The organism is Sulfuricystis multivorans (assembly GCF_003966565.1).
Classification (GTDB): Bacteria; Pseudomonadota; Gammaproteobacteria; order Burkholderiales; family Rhodocyclaceae; genus Sulfuricystis; species Sulfuricystis multivorans.
The window spans coordinates 2,490,366-2,513,446 of record NZ_AP018718.1 but is presented as its reverse complement, the minus strand read 5'-3'; the positions used below and the strand labels follow the sequence as shown (position 1 = coordinate 2,513,446).

Annotated in this window: 23 protein-coding genes, 1 tRNA gene and 1 pseudogene; 13 read left to right on the top strand and 12 right to left on the bottom strand. The window is 63.8% G+C overall.

What is annotated here, in order from left to right:
- Nucleotides 1-4 precede the first annotated feature (4 nt).
- Together EL335_RS12620 and EL335_RS12615 are read left to right on the top strand one after the other, a co-directional pair.
- Entirely contained in the window at nt 5-1,057 is a 1,053-nt protein-coding gene (locus EL335_RS12620) for a VanZ family protein (RefSeq protein ID WP_126447437.1), read from the top strand.
- The gene (locus tag EL335_RS12615) at nt 1,054-1,374 is read left to right on the top strand and encodes a nucleotide pyrophosphohydrolase (RefSeq protein ID WP_126447435.1); all 321 of its coding nucleotides are present in this window, start codon (nt 1,054-1,056) and stop codon (nt 1,372-1,374) included. The genes EL335_RS12620 and EL335_RS12615 overlap by 4 nt, the downstream gene beginning before the upstream one ends.
- Here the strand turns inward: EL335_RS12615 and EL335_RS12610 are convergent.
- Nucleotides 1,355-2,626: an MFS transporter gene (locus EL335_RS12610; protein ID WP_284155372.1), complete on the bottom strand. Its 1,272-nt coding sequence runs from the start codon at nt 2,624-2,626 to the stop codon at nt 1,355-1,357. The two genes, EL335_RS12615 and EL335_RS12610, sit on opposite strands and share 20 nt — an antisense overlap.
- A gap of 68 nt (nt 2,627-2,694) precedes the next feature.
- Between EL335_RS12610 and EL335_RS12605 the strand changes: the two genes are divergently transcribed.
- The 6 genes from EL335_RS12605 (at nt 2,695) to EL335_RS12580 (ending at nt 6,969) form a co-directional block, all read left to right on the top strand.
- On the top strand, nt 2,695-3,003 hold the full coding sequence (locus EL335_RS12605; RefSeq protein WP_126447433.1) for a (2Fe-2S) ferredoxin domain-containing protein: 309 nt from the start codon (nt 2,695-2,697) through the stop codon (nt 3,001-3,003).
- A 42-nt stretch (nt 3,004-3,045) separates the two neighbouring features.
- The gene (locus EL335_RS12600) at nt 3,046-3,630 is read left to right on the top strand and encodes a hypothetical protein (protein WP_126447432.1); all 585 of its coding nucleotides are present in this window, start codon (nt 3,046-3,048) and stop codon (nt 3,628-3,630) included.
- On the top strand, nt 3,627-4,274 hold the full coding sequence (locus EL335_RS12595; RefSeq protein ID WP_284155371.1) for an alpha/beta hydrolase: 648 nt from the start codon (nt 3,627-3,629) through the stop codon (nt 4,272-4,274). Before EL335_RS12600 ends, EL335_RS12595 begins: the two co-directional genes overlap by 4 nt.
- Nucleotides 4,275-4,399: 125 nt before the next feature.
- On the top strand, nt 4,400-4,738 hold the full coding sequence (locus EL335_RS12590) for a hypothetical protein (RefSeq protein WP_126447430.1): 339 nt from the start codon (nt 4,400-4,402) through the stop codon (nt 4,736-4,738).
- 4 nt (nt 4,739-4,742) lie between these two features.
- Nucleotides 4,743-6,842 (top strand): putative bifunctional diguanylate cyclase/phosphodiesterase, encoded by a 2,100-nt coding sequence (locus EL335_RS12585; protein ID WP_172600100.1) that lies wholly within the window; start codon nt 4,743-4,745, stop codon nt 6,840-6,842.
- A 42-nt stretch (nt 6,843-6,884) separates the two neighbouring features.
- Nucleotides 6,885-6,969: transfer RNA gene (locus tag EL335_RS12580), tRNA-Leu, on the top strand.
- Nucleotides 6,970-6,973: 4 nt separating this feature from the next.
- On the opposite strand, the gene metW is transcribed toward EL335_RS12580, so the two are convergent.
- The 8 genes from metW to gshA form a co-directional block, all read right to left on the bottom strand.
- On the bottom strand, nt 6,974-7,570 hold the full coding sequence (gene metW, locus EL335_RS12575) for a methionine biosynthesis protein MetW (protein WP_126447426.1): 597 nt from the start codon (nt 7,568-7,570) through the stop codon (nt 6,974-6,976).
- Nucleotides 7,567-8,694: a homoserine O-succinyltransferase MetX gene (metX, locus tag EL335_RS12570; RefSeq protein WP_126447424.1), complete on the bottom strand. Its 1,128-nt coding sequence runs from the start codon at nt 8,692-8,694 to the stop codon at nt 7,567-7,569. The genes metW and metX overlap by 4 nt, the downstream gene beginning before the upstream one ends.
- Before the next feature lie 8 nt (nt 8,695-8,702).
- The gene (locus EL335_RS12565; protein WP_126447422.1) at nt 8,703-9,227 is read right to left on the bottom strand and encodes a C40 family peptidase; all 525 of its coding nucleotides are present in this window, start codon (nt 9,225-9,227) and stop codon (nt 8,703-8,705) included.
- Nucleotides 9,228-9,273: 46 nt separating this feature from the next.
- Nucleotides 9,274-11,001: a phosphoenolpyruvate--protein phosphotransferase gene (gene ptsP / locus EL335_RS12560; RefSeq protein WP_126447420.1), complete on the bottom strand. Its 1,728-nt coding sequence runs from the start codon at nt 10,999-11,001 to the stop codon at nt 9,274-9,276.
- Between the two features lie 240 nt (nt 11,002-11,241).
- Complete coding sequence (locus tag EL335_RS12555) at nt 11,242-11,511, bottom strand: HPr family phosphocarrier protein (RefSeq protein WP_126447418.1); 270 nt, start codon at nt 11,509-11,511, stop codon at nt 11,242-11,244.
- 4 nt (nt 11,512-11,515) lie between these two features.
- Nucleotides 11,516-11,905, bottom strand: coding sequence for a PTS sugar transporter subunit IIA (locus EL335_RS12550; protein WP_126447416.1), 390 nt, complete (start codon nt 11,903-11,905; stop codon nt 11,516-11,518).
- An 8-nt stretch (nt 11,906-11,913) separates the two neighbouring features.
- Nucleotides 11,914-12,954, bottom strand: coding sequence for an FAD:protein FMN transferase (locus EL335_RS12545; RefSeq protein ID WP_126447414.1), 1,041 nt, complete (start codon nt 12,952-12,954; stop codon nt 11,914-11,916).
- Nucleotides 12,951-14,261 carry a glutamate--cysteine ligase gene (gene gshA / locus EL335_RS12540; RefSeq protein WP_126447412.1) on the bottom strand — a complete coding sequence of 437 codons (1,311 nt, stop codon included), beginning with the start codon at nt 14,259-14,261 and terminating at the stop codon, nt 12,951-12,953. Before gshA ends, EL335_RS12545 begins: the two co-directional genes overlap by 4 nt.
- A 63-nt stretch (nt 14,262-14,324) precedes the next feature.
- Between gshA and EL335_RS12535 the strand changes: the two genes are divergently transcribed.
- From EL335_RS12535 to purU, 5 genes and pseudogenes are all read left to right on the top strand, one after another.
- A complete protein-coding gene (locus EL335_RS12535; RefSeq protein WP_172600099.1) occupies nt 14,325-15,563 on the top strand; it encodes an HDOD domain-containing protein in 1,239 nt (412 codons plus the stop codon).
- On the top strand, nt 15,560-17,425 hold the full coding sequence (locus tag EL335_RS12530) for an ATP-binding cassette domain-containing protein (RefSeq protein ID WP_431306274.1): 1,866 nt from the start codon (nt 15,560-15,562) through the stop codon (nt 17,423-17,425). Before EL335_RS12535 ends, EL335_RS12530 begins: the two co-directional genes overlap by 4 nt.
- Nucleotides 17,426-18,003: 578 nt before the next feature.
- Nucleotides 18,004-18,708, top strand: a pseudogene (locus EL335_RS14605) (methyl-accepting chemotaxis protein); the annotation flags it as partial.
- 71 nt (nt 18,709-18,779) lie between these two features.
- A complete protein-coding gene (gene thrH, locus EL335_RS12520; RefSeq protein ID WP_126447404.1) occupies nt 18,780-19,397 on the top strand; it encodes a bifunctional phosphoserine phosphatase/homoserine phosphotransferase ThrH in 618 nt (205 codons plus the stop codon).
- On the top strand, nt 19,390-20,250 hold the full coding sequence (gene purU / locus EL335_RS12515) for a formyltetrahydrofolate deformylase (RefSeq protein ID WP_126447402.1): 861 nt from the start codon (nt 19,390-19,392) through the stop codon (nt 20,248-20,250). Before thrH ends, purU begins: the two co-directional genes overlap by 8 nt.
- 44 nt (nt 20,251-20,294) lie before the next feature.
- On the opposite strand, the gene EL335_RS12510 is transcribed toward purU, so the two are convergent.
- The 3 genes from EL335_RS12510 to EL335_RS12500 are packed head-to-tail and all read right to left on the bottom strand — an operon-like array spanning nt 20,295 to nt 22,947.
- On the bottom strand, nt 20,295-21,791 hold the full coding sequence (locus tag EL335_RS12510) for an ammonium transporter (protein ID WP_126447400.1): 1,497 nt from the start codon (nt 21,789-21,791) through the stop codon (nt 20,295-20,297).
- A gap of 11 nt (nt 21,792-21,802) precedes the next feature.
- The gene (gene glnK, locus EL335_RS12505) at nt 21,803-22,141 is read right to left on the bottom strand and encodes a P-II family nitrogen regulator (RefSeq protein WP_126447398.1); all 339 of its coding nucleotides are present in this window, start codon (nt 22,139-22,141) and stop codon (nt 21,803-21,805) included.
- 11 nt (nt 22,142-22,152) lie between these two features.
- Nucleotides 22,153-22,947 (bottom strand): TorF family putative porin, encoded by a 795-nt coding sequence (locus tag EL335_RS12500; protein ID WP_126447396.1) that lies wholly within the window; start codon nt 22,945-22,947, stop codon nt 22,153-22,155.
- Between the last annotated feature and the right edge of the window lie 134 nt (nt 22,948-23,081).

Here is a 23,081-nt window from a genome sequence, read left to right as displayed (position 1 = left end):
CGGCGTGTCCGCACGCGCCTCCTCGAACCTGCCGCTCAAACTTGCCGGCGCCTGGACGCTGCTCCTCATCTACGGCAGCCTCTATCCGTTTGCCGATTGGCGCGATACGGGTGTCGATCCTCTCGCCTTCCTGTCATCATTCTGGCCGCGTTATTTCACCGGCTTCGATCTCGCCGGCAACGTGCTGGCCTATCTGCCCCTGGGCTTCTTCTGGACGGCGGCGCTCATCCGGCGGCTTGCTCCGATCCTCTCGCTCATCTTGTCGGTCTTGCTCGGCGCGGGCCTGAGCCTCGGCGTCGAGACCGTGCAAAACTACTTGCCCAGTCGCGTGCCTTCGAATCTCGATTTCGCCTGCAACAGCGTCGGCGCACTGATCGGCGCCCTCCTGGGGCTGGCTGGCGGGCGCGCGCTGCTCGATGGCGGGCGTCTAAATCGCTGGCGCGAGCGGCGTCTGCTCGCCGGTGCAGCGGGCGATGCGGGCTTGCTGCTCGTCGCACTGTGGCTGCTCACCCAGCTCAACCCCGAAAGCACCCTGTTCGGCAGCGGCAATCTGCGCGGGCTCATCGGCTTGCCGGCCGCGCTCGACTTCGCGGCGGACCGCATCAGAAGCTTCGAGCTGGCCACGGTCGCCGCACAAACCGCGGCGATCGCGTTGATCGGCGCGCGGCTGGCCAGAGCCCACCCTGCCCTGTATCCTTTGGCGCTGATTCTGCTCGCCCTCGTCGTCAAGAGCGCCGCGCTCTTCGTGCTGATGCAAGGCGTGCATGGCTTGGCCTGGGCCACGCCCGGCACCCTGGCGGGACTCGCGCTCGGCCTGCTGCTGTGGGGAGTAGCGATGGCCTTCGCGCCCGCCGTTCGCCAGGCGATCGCGGCGCTGGCGCTGATGATTGCCACCGTGCTCGTGAATCTGATGCCGGACAATCCTTATCTCGCCGACACCTTACGTGTTTGGCAACAGGGGCATTTCCTCAACTTCAATGGCTTGACGCGTCTGACCACCGCCTTGTGGCCTTTTTTCGCGCTGCCTTGGCTGATACTTTCCCGGAGCGAACGATGAACGACATCCATGACCTCGAAACCTTGAAACTCGCCTTGCGCGACTTCGCCGCCGCGCGCGACTGGCGGCAATACCACACGCCGAAGAACCTGGCGATGGCGATGATCGTCGAGGCGGCGGAACTGGTCGAGCATTTCCAGTGGGCGACTGCCGAGGAAAGCCTCGCGCCGCCGCCGGAAAAGCTCGCCGAAATCCGCGACGAGGTAGCCGATACGCTGATCTATCTGGTCGAGCTCGCCGATGCGCTGAATATCGATCCGATCGCCGCCGCGCGCGACAAGATCGCCAAGAACGCCCTCAAATATCCTGCCCGTTGAAAATCCTCGCTGGCGGAACGGCACCCTCCATGCGGATGCGGCCGACGTAAAGCACCGCCAGCACCGTAGCGGCCATCGCCACGAGGCCGACGTTGCCATAGCCGACCACGCGGCCGTTTTCCAGCGTGATCATCAGGCCGCCCGCCCAGGCGGCGAGCCCCGAAAACAGATTCTGCACCGCGCCATTGAGCGACATGAAGGTGCCGCGCAGGCGCGGTTCGACTGCCGAGGTGATGATCGCCATCGCCGGCACCATGCGGCCCGGCACGAAGATGAAGAACACCGTCGCGCAGGCCACCATCACCCACAATGGCACCGGCGGCAGGTGGGTCTGCACATAGAGCGGCACCAAGGCTGCGAGCGCGACGAGGCGGAACACGCGCACCTTGCCGTGGCGGTCGGCCAGCCGGCCGATCCAGCGCGCGGTGAAGAAGGTCGCGCAGCCGCCGGCCAGATACATATAGGGGATGTCTTGCTGGCGGATGCCGACATTGGCGGTCGCGTAGACCGTGATATAGGGGATCACCGTGAAGCCGGCGAGCATCATCAGCGCCATGAATGCAAGCGCGCGCAGGTGGTTGGCATGGGCCAGCGTTTCGAGGATCGCGGCGAGCGGATGGGCGCGCTCTTCTTCCCCGATCACCGCGGTCGGCAGATGGCCGCGCAGCGTCGGCAGCCGAACGAAGCCAATGAGCAACAACGCGACGGAAAGCGCGGCGATCAGGAAGAATGGGCTGCGCCAGCCGAAGTGGTTGGCGAGGAAGAGCGACAGCGGCACACCGGCGACGGTGGACAGCGAAAAGGCCGACATCACGACGCCGGCGGCACGGCCACGGCGCTCGAAAGGAATCGCATCGCCGACGATGGTGTGCACCATCGAGCCCAGCACGCCGCCGAAGGCGCCGGCGCAAGACCGCGCTGCCAGCAGCGTGGCATAGCCAGGCGCCAGGCCGCAGGCGAGTGTGGCGAGAGCGAACAGCGCGAACATCAGTAGCAGCAGGCGCTTTCTTTCGAAGCGGTCGACGAACACGGCAGAGAGCACGCCGGCCGCCCCGGCCGTGAAGGTGTAGGCCGAGACGAGCAGGCCGAACTGCTGCGCATCGAGGGCGAATTCCTGCATCAGGATCGGCCCGAGCGGCATCATGATCATGAAGTCGAGGATGTGGGCGAACTGGATGCCGGCGAGCGTGGCGAGCAGCAGCCTCTCCTTGACGGGATCGAGGGGCAAAGCGGCAGAGGACATCGTCCGCATTATGCCTTCCCGCCAGCGCCGACTTTGGTAAATTGGCACTCCCAACCCAGCCGATCATGGAGAAAAAAATGAGCTACTACCAATACCACCTGTTCTTCTGCACCAACCAGCGCGAGCCGGGCGAGATGTGCTGCAACAACCACAACGCCCAGGCGATGCGCGACTACTGCAAGGAAAAAGTCAAAAGCATGGGTGAGGCGATCCCCGGCAAGGTGCGCGTCAACAGCGCCGGCTGCCTGGATCGCTGCGACAAGGGGCCGGTGATCGTCGTCTATCCCGAGGCCGTCTGGTACACCTACGTCGATCGGGAAGACATCGACGAGATCGTCGAACGCCATCTGGCCAAGGGCGAGATCGTCGAGCGGCTGCTGATCTGATTTCTGCCTCCCTTGAATCTGGTTTGTTCAATGGCTGGAATCATGCCTGAGCAAGACATCATCGAGGACATACTGGCTTTCTTCGAGAATGTCTTTGTTCCGAAGAGCGTCGATGGTGGCCGCTACAAGTGCGCTGCATACAGGGAAGAATGGTTGAAAAACATCGATCTTAATGAAAATAGCGCCGATGAGGCGAAAAGCTATCGAACCACGAAGAAATTGCAGGAGTTCTTGTCGGCCAAATACGGGGCGAGAATAAAGATCGAAGCCAAGGTTGCAGAGAACATGACCTTGAGATTCAAAGGCATAGACGTGCAGAACGAAGAGGCCGTGGAAACCGAAAAGTTACAGGCCTTTGATATTTTGGATGTTCAGAACGGAGTCGCGATAGAAATCAGCTTGGCGGATGCTTTCGCTGAGTTTTTCAAGGACGTACTCAAGGCCATTTTGGATTCCAGAGTCAAGAAATTATATATTTGCATGAGAAATCATCATTACCGCGGTGCCAAAAACAGCGGATATGTCAAGGTTGCAACTTCGCCGATGGTGAGGCAATACATCCACCTTGCGCGTTTGTACAAGCTGGACATCGTTTTGTTGGATTTATGCCCATCATGTAACGAATGATGCGCTCCGATCGCTTGTTCCTCGCCGGCCCGGCGGGCAAGATCGAGGTGTTCGTCGAGCCTCACGCGCAGGCGACCGGCATCGCGCTGATCGCGCATCCGCACCCGCTCTATGGCGGCACCGCAGAGAACAAGGTGGTCACCACGCTGGCGCGCACTTTCCGCGAGCTGGGCTGCGCGACGCTGCGGCCCAATTTCCGCGGCGTCGGCGGCTCGGAAGGCGCGCACGATCAGGGCATCGGCGAGACCGAGGATTTGCTCGCCGTGCTGGCTGACGCACGACAACGTTTTGGCCGAACGCTGCCTATTTATCTTGCCGGCTTCTCGTTCGGCGCCTATGTGATCACCCGGCTCGCGCAGCGGCTGAAAGAGGAGGGTGATCCGGCGAGCCGGCTGGTGCTGGTCGGCACTGCGGCCGGCTTCATCGAAGGCTTACGCAACTATGAAACCGCTGCCGTGCCCACCGACACGATCGTCATCCACGGCGGCAAGGACGAGACGGTGCCGCTTGCCAACGTTCTCGCCTGGGCCGAACCTCTCGATTTGCCAGTGATCGTCATTCCCGGCGCCGACCATTTCTTCCACCGCCGCCTGCATTTGATCCGCGACATCGTCCGGCGGCAGTGGGATCATGGCAGGCCTTGAGGTTTCTTGAGCAAAACCATTTCGATGTCACGGCGAATATGGTCTAATGACAAACGATGACCCGTAGGGTTTTTCGAGCGACCGCCAGCCATCTCGGGGGGTGATGGCGGCGGCGAGGGGCAGAAATGAAAAAGCAACGGCAGAACATCAGGATGCGGGCGCGCGAGTTCGTCTTGCCGCCGATCGTCGACGGTCTCGTCCTCGGCCGGTCTTCGCCGATCGGCCAGGTGGCGATGGGCAAGGCGCTCGCGTTGCTGATGACGACGCCTTTTGAGCACGTGCCGATCGAAGACGAGGTGATCGGCGATGTCCTGGTGCGCAGCGCCATCCTGCGCAAGGTCGATGCCGAGTCGCTGCGCCGCTTCGTCCTCGATCACGTCAAACCCCTGATGGGGCCCGAGGAAATCATTCATCTCGACCTGGATGTCGAGATCGCGCTCGAAGCGGCGGGCGGCGACTCGTAATGACATGCTGACCGCGCGCGATTGCCTTTGCTCCCGTCATCGCAGCGTCGGTGCGCTGCAGCGCTATCGCGACGTGGCGGCGAGGAACGGCAACGAGGTGCTGGTGTATGCGGTCTTCGACGAAGACGATGGCGATGGACGCTTCCTCGGTCTCGTCGAAGTGCGCGAAGCCGCGCTGTTTCCGGCGCGGGTGTTCGCCGACCTGTTGGTGCGCCGTCAGCCGCCCGGGCTCGATCCGGCCACGCCGGTCGATGAGGTCTGGGCGCGGCTGGAACGGGAGCGTTGCGATTATCTGCCGGTCATCAGCGGCGAGGGTGCTTTCGTCGGTGTGGTCTCACGGTTCGCGCTGGTGGCCGCGTTGATGGAGCACGAGCACGCGCTCAACGAGGAGCGTGCGCGCCTGATCGACAACCTGCGCTGCGAGCTGGAAAACCGCAAGATTGCCGCCGCGGTGTTCGATGCCACCGCCGAAGGCATCATGGTCACCGATGTGCAAGGCCGCATCCTGCTGGTCAATGCAGCTTTTTGCCGCACCACCGGCTACTCCGAGGCAGAGGCGATCGGCCAGACGCCTGGCCTGCTGAAGTCCGGGCGTCACGATGCCGCGTTCTATGCCGAGATGTGGCGCACGATCGACGAGACCGGCTCTTGGCAAGGCGAGATCTGGAACCGCCGCAAGAGCGGCGAGATCTATCCCGAGTGGCTGCACATCGATCTGGTGCGCGACGAGCAGGGCAAGCCGCGCTATTACGTCGGCGTGTTCGCCGATATCGGCTCGCACAAAGAGCTACGTGCGCAGCTGATGCATCTTGCGTTCCATGACGCGCTGACCGGCTTGCCGAACCGTCGTCTGCTGCTCGATCGCCTCGGCCAGGCGGTCGCCCGCGCGCAGCGCAACGAAACCGAGATCGGTGTGCTGTTCATCGATCTGGACCACTTCAAGGACATCAACGATGCCTACGGCCACGGCATCGGCGATCGCATCCTGGTCGAGGCGGCGCAGCGGCTGACCCATCTCGTGCGCGCCAACGACACGGTGGCGCGGCTGGGCGGGGACGAATTCGCCGTGATCGTCGAGGACATCGTCGATGAAGCCGATCTGGCCGAGGTCGCCGAAAAGCTGCTGACCGCGTTCGCCGAACCATTCACTCACGACGAACGCGAATTCTTCCTCGCCGCATCGATCGGCATCGCCCGCTATCCGGGCGACGGTGAGACGGTCGAGGCGCTGTTGATGAACGCCGATACGGCGATGTACAACGCCAAGCAGCAAGGCCGCGGCCGTTACTATTTCTTCGCCAGCGAAATGCACCGGCGTCTGGCGCGGCGCATCGAGGCAACCGATATCCTGCGCAAGGCGCTCGCTTCCTCGGGGCTGATGCTCGCCTGGCAGCCGCAGGTGCGGCTTGCCGATGGGACGATCGCCGGCGTCGAAGTGCTGCTGCGCCTGGCTCGCCACGAGGACGCCTCGATGCCCTCGCCCGCCGAGCTGGTCGCCGCGGCGGAAGAGTCCGGCCTGATCAAGACCCTGGGTCACTGGGTGCTGCGCGAAGCCTGTGTAGCGGGCGCGCGCCTCGACGGTCGGCTGCGCGGGTTCGGCATCGCGGTGAATTTCTCGCCCCTGCAGTTCGATCACGACTGTGCGCCGCGGGTGCTCGAGCTGATCGAATCCTGCGGATTGCCGGCGCAACGTCTGGAAGTCGAGATTACGGAGAGCGCGATCGCCAGCGAAAACGAAACCCTCGTCCGCTCGCTGGAAACCTTCGCCACGGCGGGGATCGCGATCGCGGTGGATGACTTCGGCACCGGCTATTCGAACCTCGGCAATCTGCTGCGCCTGCATGTTGACAAGCTCAAGATCGACCAGGCCTTCGTCGGCGGTCTGGAACACGACGAAAAGAGCCGCAAGATCGTCCAAACCATCATCCAGATGGGGCGCAACCTGGGCATGACGGTGGTGGCCGAAGGCGTCGAGACACTGGCCCAGGCGCGGATCCTGCGCGATTTCGGCTGCGATCTGGCGCAAGGCTATCTGTTCGCGCGGCCGATGGCTTTCGAGGATTTCGCACGGTTGTTCACCAGTGGAACGCCGATCCCGCACTGAAGCGCTCCGCGCCGCGCCCGGGCAGCCTAGAATGCAGACGCTGCCCGGATGGTGAAATTGGTAGACACAAGGGACTTAAAATCCCTCGCCGCATGGCATGCCGGTTCGAGTCCGGCTCCGGGCACCAGCGCTCAGCGCGGCCGGCCGATCCGATAAACCGCCAGGCTGCCGAGGAAATTGTGTTCCTCGGTCACAAGCAGGCCTTTTTCGTCGAGCACCTGGCGCTCGCGGATGACGATGCCCATTTCCTTGCACAGGCTCTCGAAGTCGAGCATCGTGAAGAAACGCACGTTCGGCGTGTCATACCACTGGTAGGGCAGATCTTCCGAGACCGGCATACGGCCGTTCAAGATCGCGAGGCGGTTCTTCCAGTAGGCGAAATTCGGAAACGAAACCACCGCCTCGCGGCCGACGCGCAGCATCTCGGCGAGGATCTGTTGCGTATGGCGCATCGTCTGCAGCGTGCGCGAGAGCACGACGTGGTCGAAGGCATCGTTTTCAAAGCCAGCCAGACCTTCTTCGAGGTCGCTCTGGATCACATTGACGCCGTTTTCGATCGCCGCCAGCACGTGGCCCGGGTCGCGCTCGATGCCCCAGCCGCGCAAGCCCCGTTCGGCGAGCAGCAGCAACAGCTCGCCCGCGCCGCAACCCAGATCGAGCACGCTCTCGCCCGGCTTCATCCAGCCGGCGATGACGGCGAAGTCGGGGCGTTTGATCGCGTGGCTCATGTCTCGACGTTCGCCATGTAGGCCGCCACCACCGCATGGTAGTAGCTATCGGCCATCAGGAAGGAATCGTGACCATGCTGGCTGGCGATCTCGGCGTAACTGACCGGCTGCTGGTTCTTCACCAGCGCATTGACGATCTCGCGGCTTCTGGCCGGTGAAAAGCGCCAGTCGGTCGAAAACGAGATGACGAGGAAGCCAGCCTGCGCACGCGCCAAAGCAGCGGCTAGATCATCGCCATAAGGTGCCGCCGGATCGAAATAGTCCAGCGCGCGGGTCATCAACAGATAGGTGTTGGCATCGAAGATGCCGGCGAACTTGTCGCCCTGGTAGTGCAGATAGGATTCGACCTCGAACTCGACGTCGAAACTGTAGCTGCCGGCACCGCTGCGCCGCTTGCGGCCGAATTTCTCCGCCATCTGGTCGTCCGACAGATAGGTGATGTGGCCGAGCATGCGTGCCAGCCGCAGGCCGCGCTGCGGCCGCGTGTCGTAACGGTAGAAATGGCCGCCGTGGAAGTCCGGATCGGTGATGATCGCCTGGCGGGCGACGTCGTTGAAGGCGATGTTCTCGGCGGTGAGCTTCGGCGCCGCGGCGATCACCAGCGCATGGCGCACGCGCTCGGGCAGGTCGATCGTCCATTGCAGCGCCTGCATGCCGCCCAGGCTGCCGCCGACCACCGCCGCCCATTGTTCGATGCCCAAATGATCGGCCAGTCTCGCTTGCGCTCTGACCCAGTCCGGCACGGTGACGACCGGGAAATCAGCGCCCCAGGGCTCACCGGTGGCCGGATCGAGCGAGGCCGGACCGGTCGAGCCGTGGCAGCCGCCCAGATTATTGACGCCGACGACGAAGAAGCGCTCGGTGTCGATCGGCTTGCCGGGGCCGATCATGTTGTCCCACCAGCCGAGGTTCTTCGGATTGTCGGCATACCAGCCGGCGACGTGATGGTGGCCGGAGAGCGCGTGGCAGACCAGGATCGCGTTCGTGCGCGCGGCATTGAGCGTGCCATAGGTCTCATAGACCAGTTCCCACTGCGGCAGGGCCTTGCCGGCGGCGAAGACGAAGGGTTCATCGAAGACGACGCGTCGCGCCTCGACCGGGCCGATGCTGCGCTTGTCTTCCATGCGGGGAATTACGGCCGGAGCCGCCGCGCGCCGTTGAAGCGGCGGCTCCAGTAACGGTTGGTCATGTCCTCGATGCGCACACGCGCGCCGGCACGCGGCGCATGGACGAACAGGTTGTCGCCCAGATAGATGCCGACGTGCGAAAAGGCGCGTCGCATCGTGTTGAAGAACACCAGATCACCAGGCTGCAATTCGCTCTTGTCGACCTTCTCACCTGCCTGGCTGATCGCCTTGGCATTGTGCGGCAGGATCAGGCCGAGCGTTTCGCCATAGACGTAGCGCACGAAGCCAGAGCAGTCGAAGCCGGTTTCCGGGGAGCTTCCGCCGCGTTGGTAACGGATGCCAAGGAAGTCGAGCGCACGCTCGAGCGTGCTGCCGACATTATCGACGGCACGCGACATGAAGGAAGCGGGCGGCGTCGGTTCGACCGGCGTGGCTTGCCCCGCCGGTAGCTGCGCCACCGTCTCAACGGCTTGAACGGGCGCAGCGGCGACGCAGAGCAGAAACAGGCTCGTGGTCAGGGTTTTTTTCATGAGCCGCGCACTTTAACAGAAACTCGGCGGCTTCGGGACGGCACTACTACAAGCGTTCGACCAGCTCGCGGATGCGCTCCGGTTCGTCGAGACGCAGAATCCGGGACACCTTCGCGGAAAGCTGTTCGGTATCCGCCATCACGATCTGCTGCTTGACTTCGAGCAGTTGTGTTGGGTGCATCGAGAACTGGCGCAGCCCCATGCCGAGCAGAAGATGCGTCAGTTGCGGGTCGCCGGCGAGCTCGCCGCAGATCGCCACCGGCATTTCCGCCTTGTTCGCGGTCTGGATCACCTGGGCCAAGAGGCGCAGCACGGCCGGGTGCAGCGGATCGTAGAGGTGGGCGACCGCTTCGTCGGTGCGGTCGATCGCCAGCAGATACTGGATCAGGTCGTTGGTGCCGATCGACAGGAAGTCGAGATGGCGCAGGAACGGGCCGAGCGAGAGCGCGGCAGCGGGAATCTCGATCATGCCGCCGATGGCGACGTTCTCCGCAAACTTGCAGCGTCGCTCGCGCAGTTGCTGCTTGGCCTGCTCGACCATCGCCAGCGTCTGGACGATCTCGCCATGATGGGCGAGCATCGGCACCAGGATGCGCACCTGGCCGAAGTGCGCGGCGCGTAGGATCGCGCGCAGCTGGGTGAGAAACAACTGTGGCTCGGCCAGGCAATAGCGGATCGCTCGCAGGCCGAGCGCCGGGTTGGGCACCTGGCGCTCCGCACCGTTCAGTGCGCGTGCCGTCTTGTCGGCGCCGATGTCGAGCGTGCGGATCGTCACCGGCTTGCCGGCAAGCGCCTTGGCGACATGACGGTAGGCTTCGAATTGCTCGTCTTCGTCCGGCAGCGTTTCGCGGTTCATGAAGAGAAACTCGGTGCGGAACAGGCCCACGCCGTCCGCCCCGGCCTGACGCACTTGTTCGATGTCCTGCGGCAGCTCGATGTTGGCCTGCAGGCTAATCTCGACGTCATCGAGCGTGGCGGCGCGCGCGTGCTTCAGGCGCTTGAGCTTCGAGCGCTCGAGCTCGAGCTCGCGCTTCCTGAGTCGGTATTCCTCGAGCACGCGCTCGTCGGGATCGACGATCAACACGCCGCGCCGGCCATCGACGATGATCAGGTCGTCCTCGCGCACCAGCGCGCGCGCGTGGTGCAGACCGACGACGGCGGGAATGGCGAGGCTGCGGGCGACGATCGCCGTATGCGAGGTGGCGCCACCCAGGTCGGTGACGAAGCCGGCGATCTTCAGGTTCTTGAACTGGATCGTGTCGGCCGGCGAAAGATCGTGGGCGACGATGACGATCTCGCCCGTTGCGCCTTTCTTCGACAACCGGCGCGGCTTGCCGGAAAGGGCGCGCAGGATGCGTTCGACCACCTGGACGATGTCCTGGCGGCGCTCGCGCAGATAGCTGTCCTCGATCTCGTCGAACTGCGCGATCACCTGTTCCATCTGCTGCACCAGCGCCCACTCGGCGTTGCAGCGCCGCTCGCGGATCAGCACCTTCGGCACATCGGCGATCAGCGGATCGTCGAGGAACAGCGCATGGACACCGACCAGCGCGGCGAGCTCGCTGGGTGTGCCTGGCACGGTGACCTCGGTATTCAACTGCGCCAGTTCCGCGCGTACCGCGGCGAGTGCCGCATCGAAGCGCGCGATCTCGGCCGGAATGTCGCGTTCGCGCAGCGTGTAATGGACGACCTCGAAGATGGCATGGGAAATCAGATGGGCGCGGCCGATCGCGATGCCCTGGGAGACGGCGAGACCATGCACGGTGAATGCCATGATCCTAAAAACCTCAGTTGGACGCGCCCGATGGTGCGTGCCGGCGGGCGGCTGGCGCGACGCGACGACGCCGCAGGCTCATGCCTGCAAGGAGGAGCAACAAAGCCAAGCGCCCGCCGGCGCATGCCAGGGGGTGCGTAGCGGGGTCACCTCTCCGGTGAGCGGAATCAGTGAAACATCTTTCGATCTTCTCAGGCATTTTTTGCCTTCAGGAGCGGTCAACTGGGGTTTTTAGGATGATTACTCGTCCTCTCCGAAGCGGTCGTCGATCAAAGCGAGGATCGCGGCGAGCGCTTCGTCGGCGCGCTCCCCCTCGGTGTCGATGATCACCTTGCTGCCCTTGCCGGCGGCGAGCATCATCACGCCCATGATGCTCTTCGCGTTGATGCGGCGGCCGTTCCGTTCCATCCACACCTCGCAGGGGAAGCTGCCGGCCAGCTGGGTGAGTTTTGCCGAGGCGCGCGCGTGCAGCCCTAGCTTGTTGATGATCGTCGCCTCGGCTTTCGGCATTGGATCAATGTCGCAGCATGTCGAGCACGCCATCGCGGCCGCCGCCGGTGGTGCGCTTCAACAGCGTTTCCATGTCCTTGTCGCGATAGCTGAGCGCCCGCAGCAACATCGGCAGATTGACGCCGGCGATACCCTCGACATGGCCGGGTTCGAGCAACTTGCCGGCCAGATTCGCCGGCGAGGCGCCGTAGATGTCGGTGAGGATCAGCACGCCGTCGCCGCTATCGACGAGCTTGAGCATCTTCTTCGCCAGCGGCAGCAGGTCGTTCGGGTCGTCGCCGGCGGCCACGCCCAGCTGCAACAGTTGTACCGGGCGCTTGTTGAGCACGTGGCAGGCGCACTGCAACAGTGCCTCGCCGAGCGTGTCGTGGGTGATCAGGAGAATGCCAATCATCGAGAAGATTATTGCACGACGCCGATGGTGAGATTGTCCATCGTGAATTGCAGCCGGTTCTGCATCATTGGGGTGACATAGACCCGCCCCTCTCCATCGACGCGCAGCACCTGGGCTGCGTCGAGACGCCGCGCCAACTCGCGCCAGCGATCATTGGCGATGAACAGCGGCTTGGTCAGCACATCCGAACGCATGCCGGCTTGCGGCCCCGGCGGGATCAGGACGGTCAGCGACTGCGTGCCTTGCGCGGGGACCCCGGTGCGCGGGTCGATCAGGTGACAGTAGCGCTTGCCGTCGAGTTCGAAGAAGCGCTGATAGTCGCCCGAAGTGCCGATCGCTTCGCCGTCATGCAGCTCCAGCGTGGCGATGACGCCTTCGCCGGCGAGCTCGACGCGCGGATGACGGATGCCCACCCGCCAGGGAACGCCGTTTTTGCTGCCCAGCGCGAGCACATTGCCGCCGATGTTGATCAGCGCGTCGTGGATGCCGCGGCGTTTGAGAATCGCCGCGGCGCGGTCGAGTGCGACTCCCTTCAGATAGCCGCCGAAATCGAGCGCCACGGCGGGGTTCTTCGACGTCACGGTGCCGTCGTCGGCAACCGCCAGATCGGCGATCGACGGTTTGGCGGCGGTGAGTTGCTGCAATGCCGTGGCATCCGGCAGCACCGGTTTGAACTCGTCGCTCTGGAAGCCCCACAAGGCGATGATGCGGCCGATGCCGGGGTCGAACAGGTAGTCGCCCTGCGCGGCAAGTGCCTGTGCGGTGCGGATCAGCTCAGCGAGCTCCAGGGAAACCCGATGCGGCCGACCGGCGGCGATCGCGTCATTGAGCGCCGTGAGCTCCGAAGGCTGCCAGGCATGGTAGGCGCGGTGCAGGCGGTCGAATTCGCGCAATACCTCACCGAGCGCGGCATGCGCCTCGGCTTCGCCGACCCCGCTGACCAGCACTTCGACGCGCGTGCCGAAGACATAGGCCTCCTGCCCGATCGGCGCGCGCGGGCCGCAGGCGACGAGCAAGAGCGCCAACAGTCCGGCGAACCAAAGCCTCATGTCTCGCCGGTTTCTTCCAGCTCGTGAGCGGCCGCCAGCAGCGCCAGCCGGCCTACCACGCCATAGGCATAGAAGCGGTTGGGGGGCGCGTCCGGGTTCTGGGTCGTGTCGGGCAGCGAGCAGCCGGTCTCGAAGGCAAGCGGCTTGAAATGCATGCCTGGCGCGTTGAGGTTCTCGTCCGGGCCGCGCTGGGTGTGCACACGATAGAAGCCGCCGACGACGTAGCGGTCGATCATGTAGACCACCGGCTCGGCCACACCCTCGTCGACGCTCTCGAAGGTCGGCACGCCCTCCTGGAGGATGACTTCGCTGACGGGCAAGCCTTCCTTGACCACGGCCATCTTGTTGCGCTGACGGCGCGAGAGCTCGCGCACTTCGCTTGCGTCCTTGACCATCATGATGCCCATGCCATAGGTGCCGGCATCGGCCTTGACGACGACGAAGGGTGTGGCAGTGATGCCGTATTCAGTGTATTTGGCGCGGATGTGATGGAGCAGCTTGTCGATGTTTTCGGCGAGACATTCGATGCCTGCCCGCTGCTGGAAATCGATCTTGCCGCACACCGCGAATTCCGGATCGATCAGCCACGGATCGATGCCGATCAGCGCGGCGAACTCGCGCGCGACGCGCCGGTAAGCGGCGAAGTGCTGCGACTTGCGGCGCGCATGCCAGCCGGCGGCAAGCGGCGGGATGACGAACTGCTCGTGCAGGTTCTCGAGGATGGCGGGTACGCCGGCAGACAAGTCGTTGTTGAGCAGGATCGCGCAGGGATCGAAGCTTGGGTCGCTGGCAAGGCCCAGGCGGCGCCCCAGCCCGTCATCGCCGGTCGACCCGAAGCGCCGCAGCGGTTCGAGCGTCAATGACTGCCCATCGGGCAGCGCGAGTGTCGTCGGTCTGTCGATTTCCGGCAACAGCGAGCCGATGCGCACGTTAAGCCCCGTATGGTGCAGGATGGCTGCCAGCCGCGCGACATTCATCAGGTAGTATTGGTTGCGCGTGTGGTTTTCGGGGATCAAGAGCAGGTTCTTCGCCTCGGGGCAGAGCTTCTCGATCGCGCTCATCGCCGCCTGCACGCACAAGGGCAGCATCGCTGGGTCGAGGTTGTTGAAGCCGCCCGGGAACAGGTTGGTGTCGACCGGCGCGAGCTTGAAGCCGCTGTTCCTGAGATCGACCGAGCAGTAGAACGGTGGCGCATGTTCGAGCCACTGGCCGCGCAGCCAGCGCTCGATGGCGGTCTCATTGTCGAGGAAGCGCCTCTCCAGCGTCAGCAGCGGGCCGGTCAGCGCGGTGGCGAGGTGGGGAACCATGACCGGCGATGTTACCCCAGGCGGCGAGGTCGTAGAATCGGCGCCATCGAGAGGAGCTGCATCATGGATGGACTGAATCCCCGGACATTCGAACTGGCCGTGGCTGCCAATGGCGTCGTCGGGCCTGGCCAAGGGCTCGTCGCCGCCTTCGTGCCGGCGACGGTGAACACACCGGCCGTGGTGGCGCTGGCCTGCGATCCGCGCCACGATCCCGGCCGCCCGATCGAGGAACTCGCGCCTCATGCGATCGGCTGGCTGCGCGCCGAGCTCGACGCGGCCGTCCATGATGCCGTCTGGGTGGCGATCGACAACTACGGCCGTTTTTATCGCGCGACGCCGGAGTTCCCGACAACACTCGGCGCTGGCGGCACGGCACCCCGCATCATGTTCACACCGTTCGACAAGGGTGTGGGCATCGATGCGTTCTACACCGAGATCGGTGCGCCCGCCGAGGCGGCGATCGAACTGCTCACTGCGATCGTCGAGCAGCCGAGCCAGAATCCGATGACGCCGCCGATGGCCGAGTTCCTCGACGCGATCGAATCCCACGGCAATCTGCCGGCGCCGGGGCTGATCTTCCAGAAGATCTCGGTGGCCGCCGAGGAAGGCGATGCGCGCCAAGTGGCCAGCATCATCCAGCCCGACCCGGTGATTTCGACATTGCTGATCAATTACGCCAATGCGGCGCGTTTCGCCGCCGCTGGCAAGACGGCGTCGGTGCCGCAGGCGGTGACCCGGTTGGGCACCGGCTTCGTCAAGCGCGTGGTATTCGTCGCCGAGATGATCACGCGCTACCAGAAAGGCGCCTGTCCGGGATTCGATTACCGCGGCTTCTGGATGAATGCCGTCGCTACTGGCGCGGCGATGCGCGCACTGCTGCCCGAGTATGGCATTCCCGCGTCACGCGCCGACGATGCCTTCACCACGGGGCTGGTCTCCGGCATCGGCTGGCTCGCCGTGGCCGAGACCTACCCTGCCCTGATGACGCGCTATCTCGAGCGCTGCAAAGATGCCGATCCGATCACCAAGGCGCGAGCGCAGCGCGAGATCTTTCCCTGCGAAATCAGCCGGGTGTCCGAACGCTATCTGCAGCGCTTCGAATTTCCCGAAGCCGTCTCGGCCGCGGTGGCCGGCCGCAGCGATGTGGATCGTCAGTGGTATGACATCCTCGCGCGCGCGATCCGCATCGGCCAGGCGCTCTCCCCGTTCGAGTGTCTGGCAATTCCCAGCACGCTGCCGGTGCCCGACGCCTGTCGCGCCGAATGGGCGAACTGGCAGGACTTCCTCGCCGCGATCCGTTGATCCTCGCCAGAAACCTCGCTTTCGGTCGCGCTGGCCGCACGCTCGTCGCGGGCGCTTCGCTGCAGCTCTTCCCGGGCTGGAAGGTGGGGCTCGTCGGTGCCAACGGCTGCGGCAAGTCTTCTTTCTTCGCCCTGCTGCGCGGCCAATTGCATGCCGAGGCGGGTGATCTGGAATTGCCGCGCGCCTTACGCATCGGGCATGTCGCGCAGGAAACACCCGCTCTAGCCATGCCGGCGCTCGAATTCGTGCTCGATGGCGATAGCGAGCTGCGCGAGATCGAGGCGGCGCTGCTCGATGCCGAAGACGCGCACGACGGTCATCAAATCGCCGAACTCCATGCGCGTTACGCCGACATCGGTGGTTATGCGGCGAAGGCGCGCGCCGCCGAGATCCTCGCTGGCCTTGGCTTCGCGCAGACCGATTTCAGCCGCCCGGTCGCCGAGTTTTCCGGCGGCTGGCGCGTGCGCCTGAATCTCGCCCGGGCGCTGATGGCGCGCGCCGACCTGTTGCTGCTCGACGAGCCGACCAACCACCTCGACCTCGACGCGGTGCTGTGGCTCGAAGGCTGGCTGAAGAACTTTCCCGGCACGCTGATCATGATCTCGCACGACCGCGACTTCCTCGATGCGATCGTCGATCACGTCCTGGCGATCGAAAACGGCGCGATGAAACTCTACACGGGCAATTACACGGCCTTCGAGCGCACCCGCGCCGAAGCGTTGGCGCTGCAGCAGGCACTGCACGAGAAGCAGCAGCGCGAGATCGCCCACCTCAATGCCTACGTCGAACGCTTCCGTGCCAAGGCTACCAAGGCGCGCCAGGCGCAAAGCCGCTTGAAGGCGCTGGCGCGCATGGAGCTCATCAGCGCCGCACACGTCGATGCGCCGTTCCATTTCCGTTTCCTGGAGCCTGCCGGCTTTTCCGATCCCCTCCTGGTCCTGGAGGACGCGAAAGTCGGCTATGGCGACACGGCAGTCCTCGATCGGGTGCGGTTCAACCTGCGGCCGGGCAGCCGCATCGGCCTTCTGGGCCGAAACGGTGCCGGCAAATCGACGCTGGTGAAATGTTTGGCCGGCGAGCTCGCGCCGCTGGCCGGAAAAAGGCTGGAAGGCCGGCATCTGCAGATCGGCTATTTCGCCCAGCACCAGATGGAGAGGCTGCGGCCCGACGAGTCGCCCTTGCAGCATCTGATGCGCCAGGAACCCGGGATACGCGAGCAGGAATTACGCGATTTCTTGGGCGGCTTCGACTTTCGCGGGCAGATGGCCGAGACGCCGTGCAAAAATTTCTCCGGCGGCGAGAAGGCGCGGCTGGCGCTGGCGCTGATGATCCGCACGCGGCCGAATCTGCTGCTGCTCGACGAGCCGACCAACCACCTCGACCTCGAAATGCGCGAGGCGCTCACGCTGGCGCTCCAGGAAACCGAGGCCGCCGTGGTGCTCGTTTCTCACGATCGCCATCTGCTACGCACCACGGTCGATGAACTCTGGCTGGTGGCCGATGGCAAGGTGCACCCCTTCGACGGCGATCTCGACGACTATGCCGCCTGGCTTGCCGCGCGCCGGGCCGCCGCCCAGTCTGCCCGTCCAGAAAAGTCAACGCAGGGCCAAGAGGAACGGCAGGCGAAAAAGCAGCAGCAGGCCGAGCGGCGCCGGCTCGCAAAGGAAGCCGAGCGGCTCGAAGGCGAGCTCGACACCTTGCAACGCGAAAAGTCGGTGCTGGCAGAACGGCTCAGTGATCCAGAGCTCTATGCCGACCGCGCATTGGCCGCCGAGCTGGCACGGCGCGATGCCGAGCTGACCGGACTCATCGAGGATGCAGAAGCGCGCTGGCTCGAGATCCATGCACGGCTCGAAGCTTGATCGTTTCCCCGGCTGACAGAGATTCTCGCTCAGGGCACGGTGCAGAAAGCAACCGCAGAGGTTTGCGGTCGAGCGTCATTGACCATATTCGCGACGCAGGATTCTGCTATGCTTGACGCGAAATCCGTAAAGCATATGGCTTGACTCTGGGAGGAATCATGTTTGGTGCATCTCGCAGGGAAATCGAAACACTGCAGCGCGAATTATCGGAAGCGAAAAGCCGCGAACAAGCGGCACAGGAACGCGTCGCTGTGCTCGAAGGCCGGCTGGCTGCCATCGAAGCGGAATGCGCCGACAAGCGGGCACGAGTAGCCTTCTTCGAAGATCTGGTCAAACATCTCTACGCCTTCGGCGAATCGACGAAATCGGTTCAGAACACCATGGCCACGATGGCTTTGGCGTTGCGTCAGGAAACCCGGGAGGTCGTCAAGGCCAGCAGTGAAACCGCACATAGCCAGCAAACGGTGCATCGTTTGACCGAGCACATTGGTCGCCTGATCGAGCGCGCGCAGGCCAGCGCCACGGCCATCGACCAGCTGCACGAGCACACGGGACGCATCCACGGCATCGTCAAGCTGATCAAGGAAATCGCCGACCAGACCAATCTGCTAGCACTCAATGCTGCTATCGAGGCGGCGCGTGCGGGAGAACAGGGGCGCGGTTTCGCGGTCGTGGCCGACGAAGTGCGTAAGCTCGCCGAGCGCACCACTGCCTCCACAGGGGAAATCTCTCAGCTGGTGGCGAATGTGCAGGAGCAAGCGTCACAGGCCAAGCTGCAATCGCAGGTCAATCCGGAAGAAATGGCCGCGATCCACCAGAACGGCGAAGAAGCCTTCGCCAGCATCGATGGGCTGCTCGAAATCTCGCAAAGCATGACCCAGACGATCGCTGCGACGGCACTGCGCAGCTTCATCGAGACGGCCAAGAAGGACCACCTCGTTTACAAGATGGAAATCTATCTCGTCTTCCTCGGTATGTCGGACAAGAATGCTGACGATTTCGCCAGCCATACCGCCTGTCGGCTCGGCAAGTGGTATTACGAAGGCGACGGCAAGGTGTGCTTTTCGCAGCTCCCCGGCTATGGCGCGGTCGAGCCATCCCACATACGCGTGCACCAGCACGGCAAGGCCGCAGTGCAGGCCTATCGCAACGGCGATTTCACGACTGGCCTTGCCGAGCTCGGCGCGATGGAGGCGGCCAGCATGGAGGTGCTCCAGCATCTGGAAACCATGGCAGTGGCGGGTGAGCGCGATCCCGGCATACTCTGCGTCCAGGAATCGTAATTTCCAGCCGCCGTCCTCGACAGGGGAGGTCGAGTAGAATCGCCGCTTTCTTTTTTCCGGGAGCCTTGGCCGTGCAACTCGTCTGTCTCGACCTCGAAGGGGTGCTCGTCCCCGAGATCTGGATCGAATTCGCCGAACGCACGGGCATTGCCGAGCTGCGCCGCACGACGCGCGACGAGCCGGATTACGACCAACTGATGCGTTACCGGCTCGATCTGTTGAAGCAACACGAGCTCGGCCTGCCGGACATTCAGAAGGTCATCGCGAGCATGGGGCCACTGCCCGGCGCGAAGGAATTTCTCGACGCCTTGCGCCGCGACTATCAGGTGATCATCCTCTCCGACACCTTCTACGAATTCGCGATGCCGTTGATGATCCAGCTGGGCATGCCGACGCTGTTCTGCCACCGGCTCGAGACCGATGCCGCCGGCTTCGTCGCCGCATACCACCTGCGCCTGCCGAACCAGAAACAGGAGGCGGTCAAGCGTTTCAAGGAGCTCAATTTCCGCGTCATCGCCGCCGGCGATTCTTACAACGACACCGCGATGCTTGCCGAAGCGCATGCCGGCATCCTGTTCCACCCGCCGCAGAATGTCATCGCTGAATTCCCGCAGTTTCCCGTCGCGCTCTCCTATGACGCGCTGCGCAACGAAATCGACCGGGCCGCAGCGAGGGTCGGTGATGTCTAGCGGCCGCTTCTACACGCTGGCCGCCTCCTGCCCGGATCGCACTGGCATCATCGCCAGGGTCACCGGCTTCATCGCCGCACACAACGGCTGGATCACCGAGTCGAGTTTTCATTCGGACGAGATCGAAGGGCGTTATTTCATGCGCATCGAGGTCAAGGCCGACTCGCTGCCGTTCATGCTCGCCGAATTCCGCAGCCGCTTCGCGCCGATCGCGCAGGAACTCGACATGGACTGGCAGATCACCGACAGCGCGGTGAAAAAACGCGTCGTGATCCTCGTCTCCAAGCAGGAACACTGCCTCTACGATCTTCTCGCGCGCTGGCAATCCAAGGAGCTCGACATCGAGATTCCCTGCGTGATCTCGAACCACGACACCTTCCGCGGCTTCGTCGAATGGCATGGCATCCCCTTCCACCATGTGCCGGTGACGCCGGAGAACAAGCGCGAGGCCTTCGCCGAGGTGCAACGCCTGTTCGAAGAATCGCGCGGCGACACGATGGTGCTGGCGCGCTTCATGCAGATCCTGCCGCCTGAGCTGTGCGCAGCCTATCCGCGGCGAATCATCAACATCCACCACAGCTTCCTGCCCTCTTTCGTCGGCGCCAAACCCTACCACCAGGCCTATGCGCGCGGCGTGAAGCTGATCGGCGCGACTTGTCACTATGTCACCGCCGAACTCGACCAGGGGCCGATCATCGAGCAGGACGTGATTCGCATCGATCACTCCGATGCGCCCGACGACATGGTGCGCTACGGCAAGGACATCGAGAAAACGGTGCTCGCGCGCGGCCTGCGCTATCACCTCGAAGACCGCGTGCTGGTGCATGGCAACAAGACGGTGGTGTTCAGGTAAGAAAACGGGCGCCCTCGAGGCGCCCGCTTTTACGGCGCTATCGGTCAGTAATGGTAGGCCGACTCGCCGTGCGCGGTGATGTCGAGCCCTTCGCGTTCCTCGTCCTCGGGCACGCGCAGTCCGATCAGAACATCGACGATCTTGTAGCAGATGAAAGCGACCACGCCGGACCAGACGATCACGACGCCGACACCCCAGAGCTGGCTGACGATCTGGGCCGCCATGTCGTACTCGCCGACGGCATTGGCGACGTAGTCATACACGCCGGTGCCGCCCAAGGCCGGCGAGGCGAACACGCCGGTGAGGAGCGAGCCGAGGATGCCGCCGACGCCATGCACGCCGAACACATCGAGCGCGTCGTCCGCGCCGAGTAGCTTCTTCAGGCCATTGACGCCCCACAGGCAGACGATGCCTGCGGCCAGGCCGATGATGATCGCGCCCAGCGGGCCGACGAAACCGCAGGCCGGCGTGATGGCCACCAGTCCCGCGACCGCACCCGACGCGGCGCCGAGCATCGAGGGCTTGCCCTTGAACAGCCATTCGGCAAACATCCAGGAGAGCGTCGCGGCGGCCGTTGCGAACAACGTATTCACCATCGCCAGCGCGGCGGTGCCGGTCGCTTCGAGGTTGGAGCCGGCGTTGAAGCCGAACCAGCCCACCCAGAGCAATGCCGCGCCGACCATGGTGAGCGTCAGCGAGTGTGGCGTCATCGCTTCACGGCCGAAGCCGACGCGCTTGCCAACCAAGTAGGCGCCGACGAGACCGGCCATCGCGGCATTGATGTGCACCACCGTGCCGCCGGCGAAGTCGAGCGCGCCCTTGGCCCACAGGAAGCCTGCCGCGGCAGTGACCTTTTCGAGCGAGGCGGCATCGGTGATCGCATCCGGGCCATCCCAGTACCAGACCATGTGCGCCATCGGCAGATAGCTGAAGGTGAACCACAGCACCGAAAAGAGCAGCACGGCGGAGAACTCGATGCGCTCGGCGAAGCTGCCGACGATCAGCGCGGTGGTGATCGCTGCGAAAGTGGCCTGGAAGGCGACGAACACCAGCTCGGGAATCACCACGCCCTTGCTGAAGGTGGCGCCGACCGAGTCGGGTGTGACGCCCATCAGGAACAGCTTCTCGAAGCTACCGAAGTATGGGGTGCCTGCGGTGAAAGCGACGCTGTAGCCATAGACCGCCCACAGCACGCTGATCAACGCGAAGATGACGAACACCTGCATCAGCACCGAGAGCATGTTCTTGGCCCGCACCAGCCCGCCGTAGAACAGCGCCAGACCCGGAATGGTCATCAGGATCACCAAGAGCGTGGCGACCATCATCCACGCCGTATCGCCTTTGTTGGGCGCCGGCGCAGCGGCTGGAGCCTCGGCTGCAGATAGCTCGGCAGCAGGCGCCTTGGCGGCGGTAGCGACCGCGGGCGCGGCGCTCGCCTCTTCGACCGCCGGCGCGCCGCTCGCCTCTTCGACCGCCGGCGCGCCGCTCGAAAAACCGAACAGGCTCAAAGCCATCAGCAGGATTGCGAGTAATTTCCTCATTTCATTTCTCCTCAAAGGGCAGCCGGGCCGGTCTCGCCGGTGCGGATGCGGATCACTTGCTCGAGGTCGAAGACGAAGATCTTGCCATCGCCGATCTTGCCGGTGCTGGCGGACTTCTCGATCGCCTCGATGGCCTGTTCCAGCAGTTCCGACGGAATGGCGGCCTCGACCTTCACCTTGGGCAGGAAGTCGACGACATATTCCGCGCCGCGGTAAAGCTCCGTGTGCCCTTTTTGCCGGCCGAAGCCCTTGACTTCGGTGACCGTGATGCCTTGCACGCCGACGGCGGAAAGGGCCTCGCGCACTTCGTCGAGCTTGAAAGGCTTGATGATGGCGGTGACGAATTTCATTGCGCTTCCTTTCAGAAGGTCTTGCCAAAGGTGACGAGCAGGCCACCCTTGCCAGCGTCATAGGTGCTGCCGTCGCTCTTGACGAAACAATAGGGCTCGGCCTTGGCGCAATCGGCCTTGGCGTTGGTGGTCGAATAGGCCAGTCCCAGCGTGCCGAAACCGAGGTCTTTGCTGACGCCGAGCTTGTAATCGGTGTAAGAGGCATCGCCAAAGCCATTCACCTTTTGTTGGCCGACATGGCCGGCCATACTCCAGCCCTCGCCGAGATCGTAAGCAGCGTTCAGTTCCAGATAGCCGGAACCCTTGGTCTTGCTGCCATCCGGCTTGGTCCAGCCGAACAGACTGCCAATGGTCTGCGAATATTTGAGCGTCAGCCACTTCCAGGACAGCGCGCCATAGATTTCGGTGGTATCGGGCTTGGCGGCCCCGGACGGCTTGCCGCTGCCCGGATAGTTGTAGGTCAGCACGCCGACATCGAAGCCGAAGTCGTCGGTGATCGCGCCCTTGTAGCCGCCATAGACGTCGATTTCCAGGCTGGCGCTGGCACCGGCGACAGCGTCGCTGATCCAGGAGATGTTCGAACCCCAAATGCCAGCATACAACCCGCTGCTGTGAGCGTAATCGAAGCCGCCTTGCAGTGCCGGGTTGCCGCGCGTCTGCGCGATGCCGCGGTAAAGGTATTCCGAGGCCAAAGTGATGTTGCCGGTAAAGCCGTGCTCGGGGGTAGGCGCCGGATCGGCGGCAGTGGCGATGAGCGGAGCAGAGAATGCCGCGGCGAGGGCGACGGTGTGATGACGAATGTTCATGTGTGTCTCCTAAGTGGGTTGCGGGAAATTTCGCCAGGCTTTGCTGCACATCCCGTGCCACTAGCATAAAATTCAATAAAATCAATAGGTAACGCGCTCGCCGCCGCTGTCGGCCCTGCCTGGTCGCAAGGCCG

Excerpts from the sequence above, each read along its gene's own strand:
- EL335_RS12615 (WP_126447435.1), top strand. The coding sequence starts at position 1,054 with ATGAACGACATCCATGACCTCGAAACCTTGAAACTCGCCTTGCGCGAC.
- EL335_RS12565 (WP_126447422.1), bottom strand. The coding sequence starts at position 9,227 with ATGAAAAAAACCCTGACCACGAGCCTGTTTCTGCTCTGCGTCGCCGCT.
- EL335_RS12535 (WP_172600099.1), top strand. The coding sequence starts at position 14,325 with ATGGATGGACTGAATCCCCGGACATTCGAACTGGCCGTGGCTGCCAAT.
- EL335_RS12585 (WP_172600100.1), top strand. The coding sequence starts at position 4,743 with ATGCTGACCGCGCGCGATTGCCTTTGCTCCCGTCATCGCAGCGTCGGT.
- EL335_RS12545 (WP_126447414.1), bottom strand. The coding sequence starts at position 12,954 with ATGAGGCTTTGGTTCGCCGGACTGTTGGCGCTCTTGCTCGTCGCCTGC.
- glnK (WP_126447398.1), bottom strand. The coding sequence starts at position 22,141 with ATGAAATTCGTCACCGCCATCATCAAGCCTTTCAAGCTCGACGAAGTG.
- EL335_RS12555 (WP_126447418.1), bottom strand. The coding sequence starts at position 11,511 with ATGCCGAAAGCCGAGGCGACGATCATCAACAAGCTAGGGCTGCACGCG.
- EL335_RS12510 (WP_126447400.1), bottom strand. The coding sequence starts at position 21,791 with ATGAGGAAATTACTCGCAATCCTGCTGATGGCTTTGAGCCTGTTCGGT.
- EL335_RS12600 (WP_126447432.1), top strand. The coding sequence starts at position 3,046 with ATGCCTGAGCAAGACATCATCGAGGACATACTGGCTTTCTTCGAGAAT.
- EL335_RS12610 (WP_284155372.1), bottom strand. The coding sequence starts at position 2,626 with ATGCGGACGATGTCCTCTGCCGCTTTGCCCCTCGATCCCGTCAAGGAG.
- EL335_RS12590 (WP_126447430.1), top strand. The coding sequence starts at position 4,400 with ATGAAAAAGCAACGGCAGAACATCAGGATGCGGGCGCGCGAGTTCGTC.
- EL335_RS12595 (WP_284155371.1), top strand. The coding sequence starts at position 3,627 with ATGATGCGCTCCGATCGCTTGTTCCTCGCCGGCCCGGCGGGCAAGATC.
- metW (WP_126447426.1), bottom strand. The coding sequence starts at position 7,570 with ATGAGCCACGCGATCAAACGCCCCGACTTCGCCGTCATCGCCGGCTGG.
- EL335_RS12550 (WP_126447416.1), bottom strand. The coding sequence starts at position 11,905 with ATGATTGGCATTCTCCTGATCACCCACGACACGCTCGGCGAGGCACTG.
- purU (WP_126447402.1), top strand. The coding sequence starts at position 19,390 with ATGTCTAGCGGCCGCTTCTACACGCTGGCCGCCTCCTGCCCGGATCGC.
- ptsP (WP_126447420.1), bottom strand. The coding sequence starts at position 11,001 with ATGGCATTCACCGTGCATGGTCTCGCCGTCTCCCAGGGCATCGCGATC.
- EL335_RS12605 (WP_126447433.1), top strand. The coding sequence starts at position 2,695 with ATGAGCTACTACCAATACCACCTGTTCTTCTGCACCAACCAGCGCGAG.
- metX (WP_126447424.1), bottom strand. The coding sequence starts at position 8,694 with ATGGAAGACAAGCGCAGCATCGGCCCGGTCGAGGCGCGACGCGTCGTC.
- gshA (WP_126447412.1), bottom strand. The coding sequence starts at position 14,261 with ATGGTTCCCCACCTCGCCACCGCGCTGACCGGCCCGCTGCTGACGCTG.
- EL335_RS12500 (WP_126447396.1), bottom strand. The coding sequence starts at position 22,947 with ATGAACATTCGTCATCACACCGTCGCCCTCGCCGCGGCATTCTCTGCT.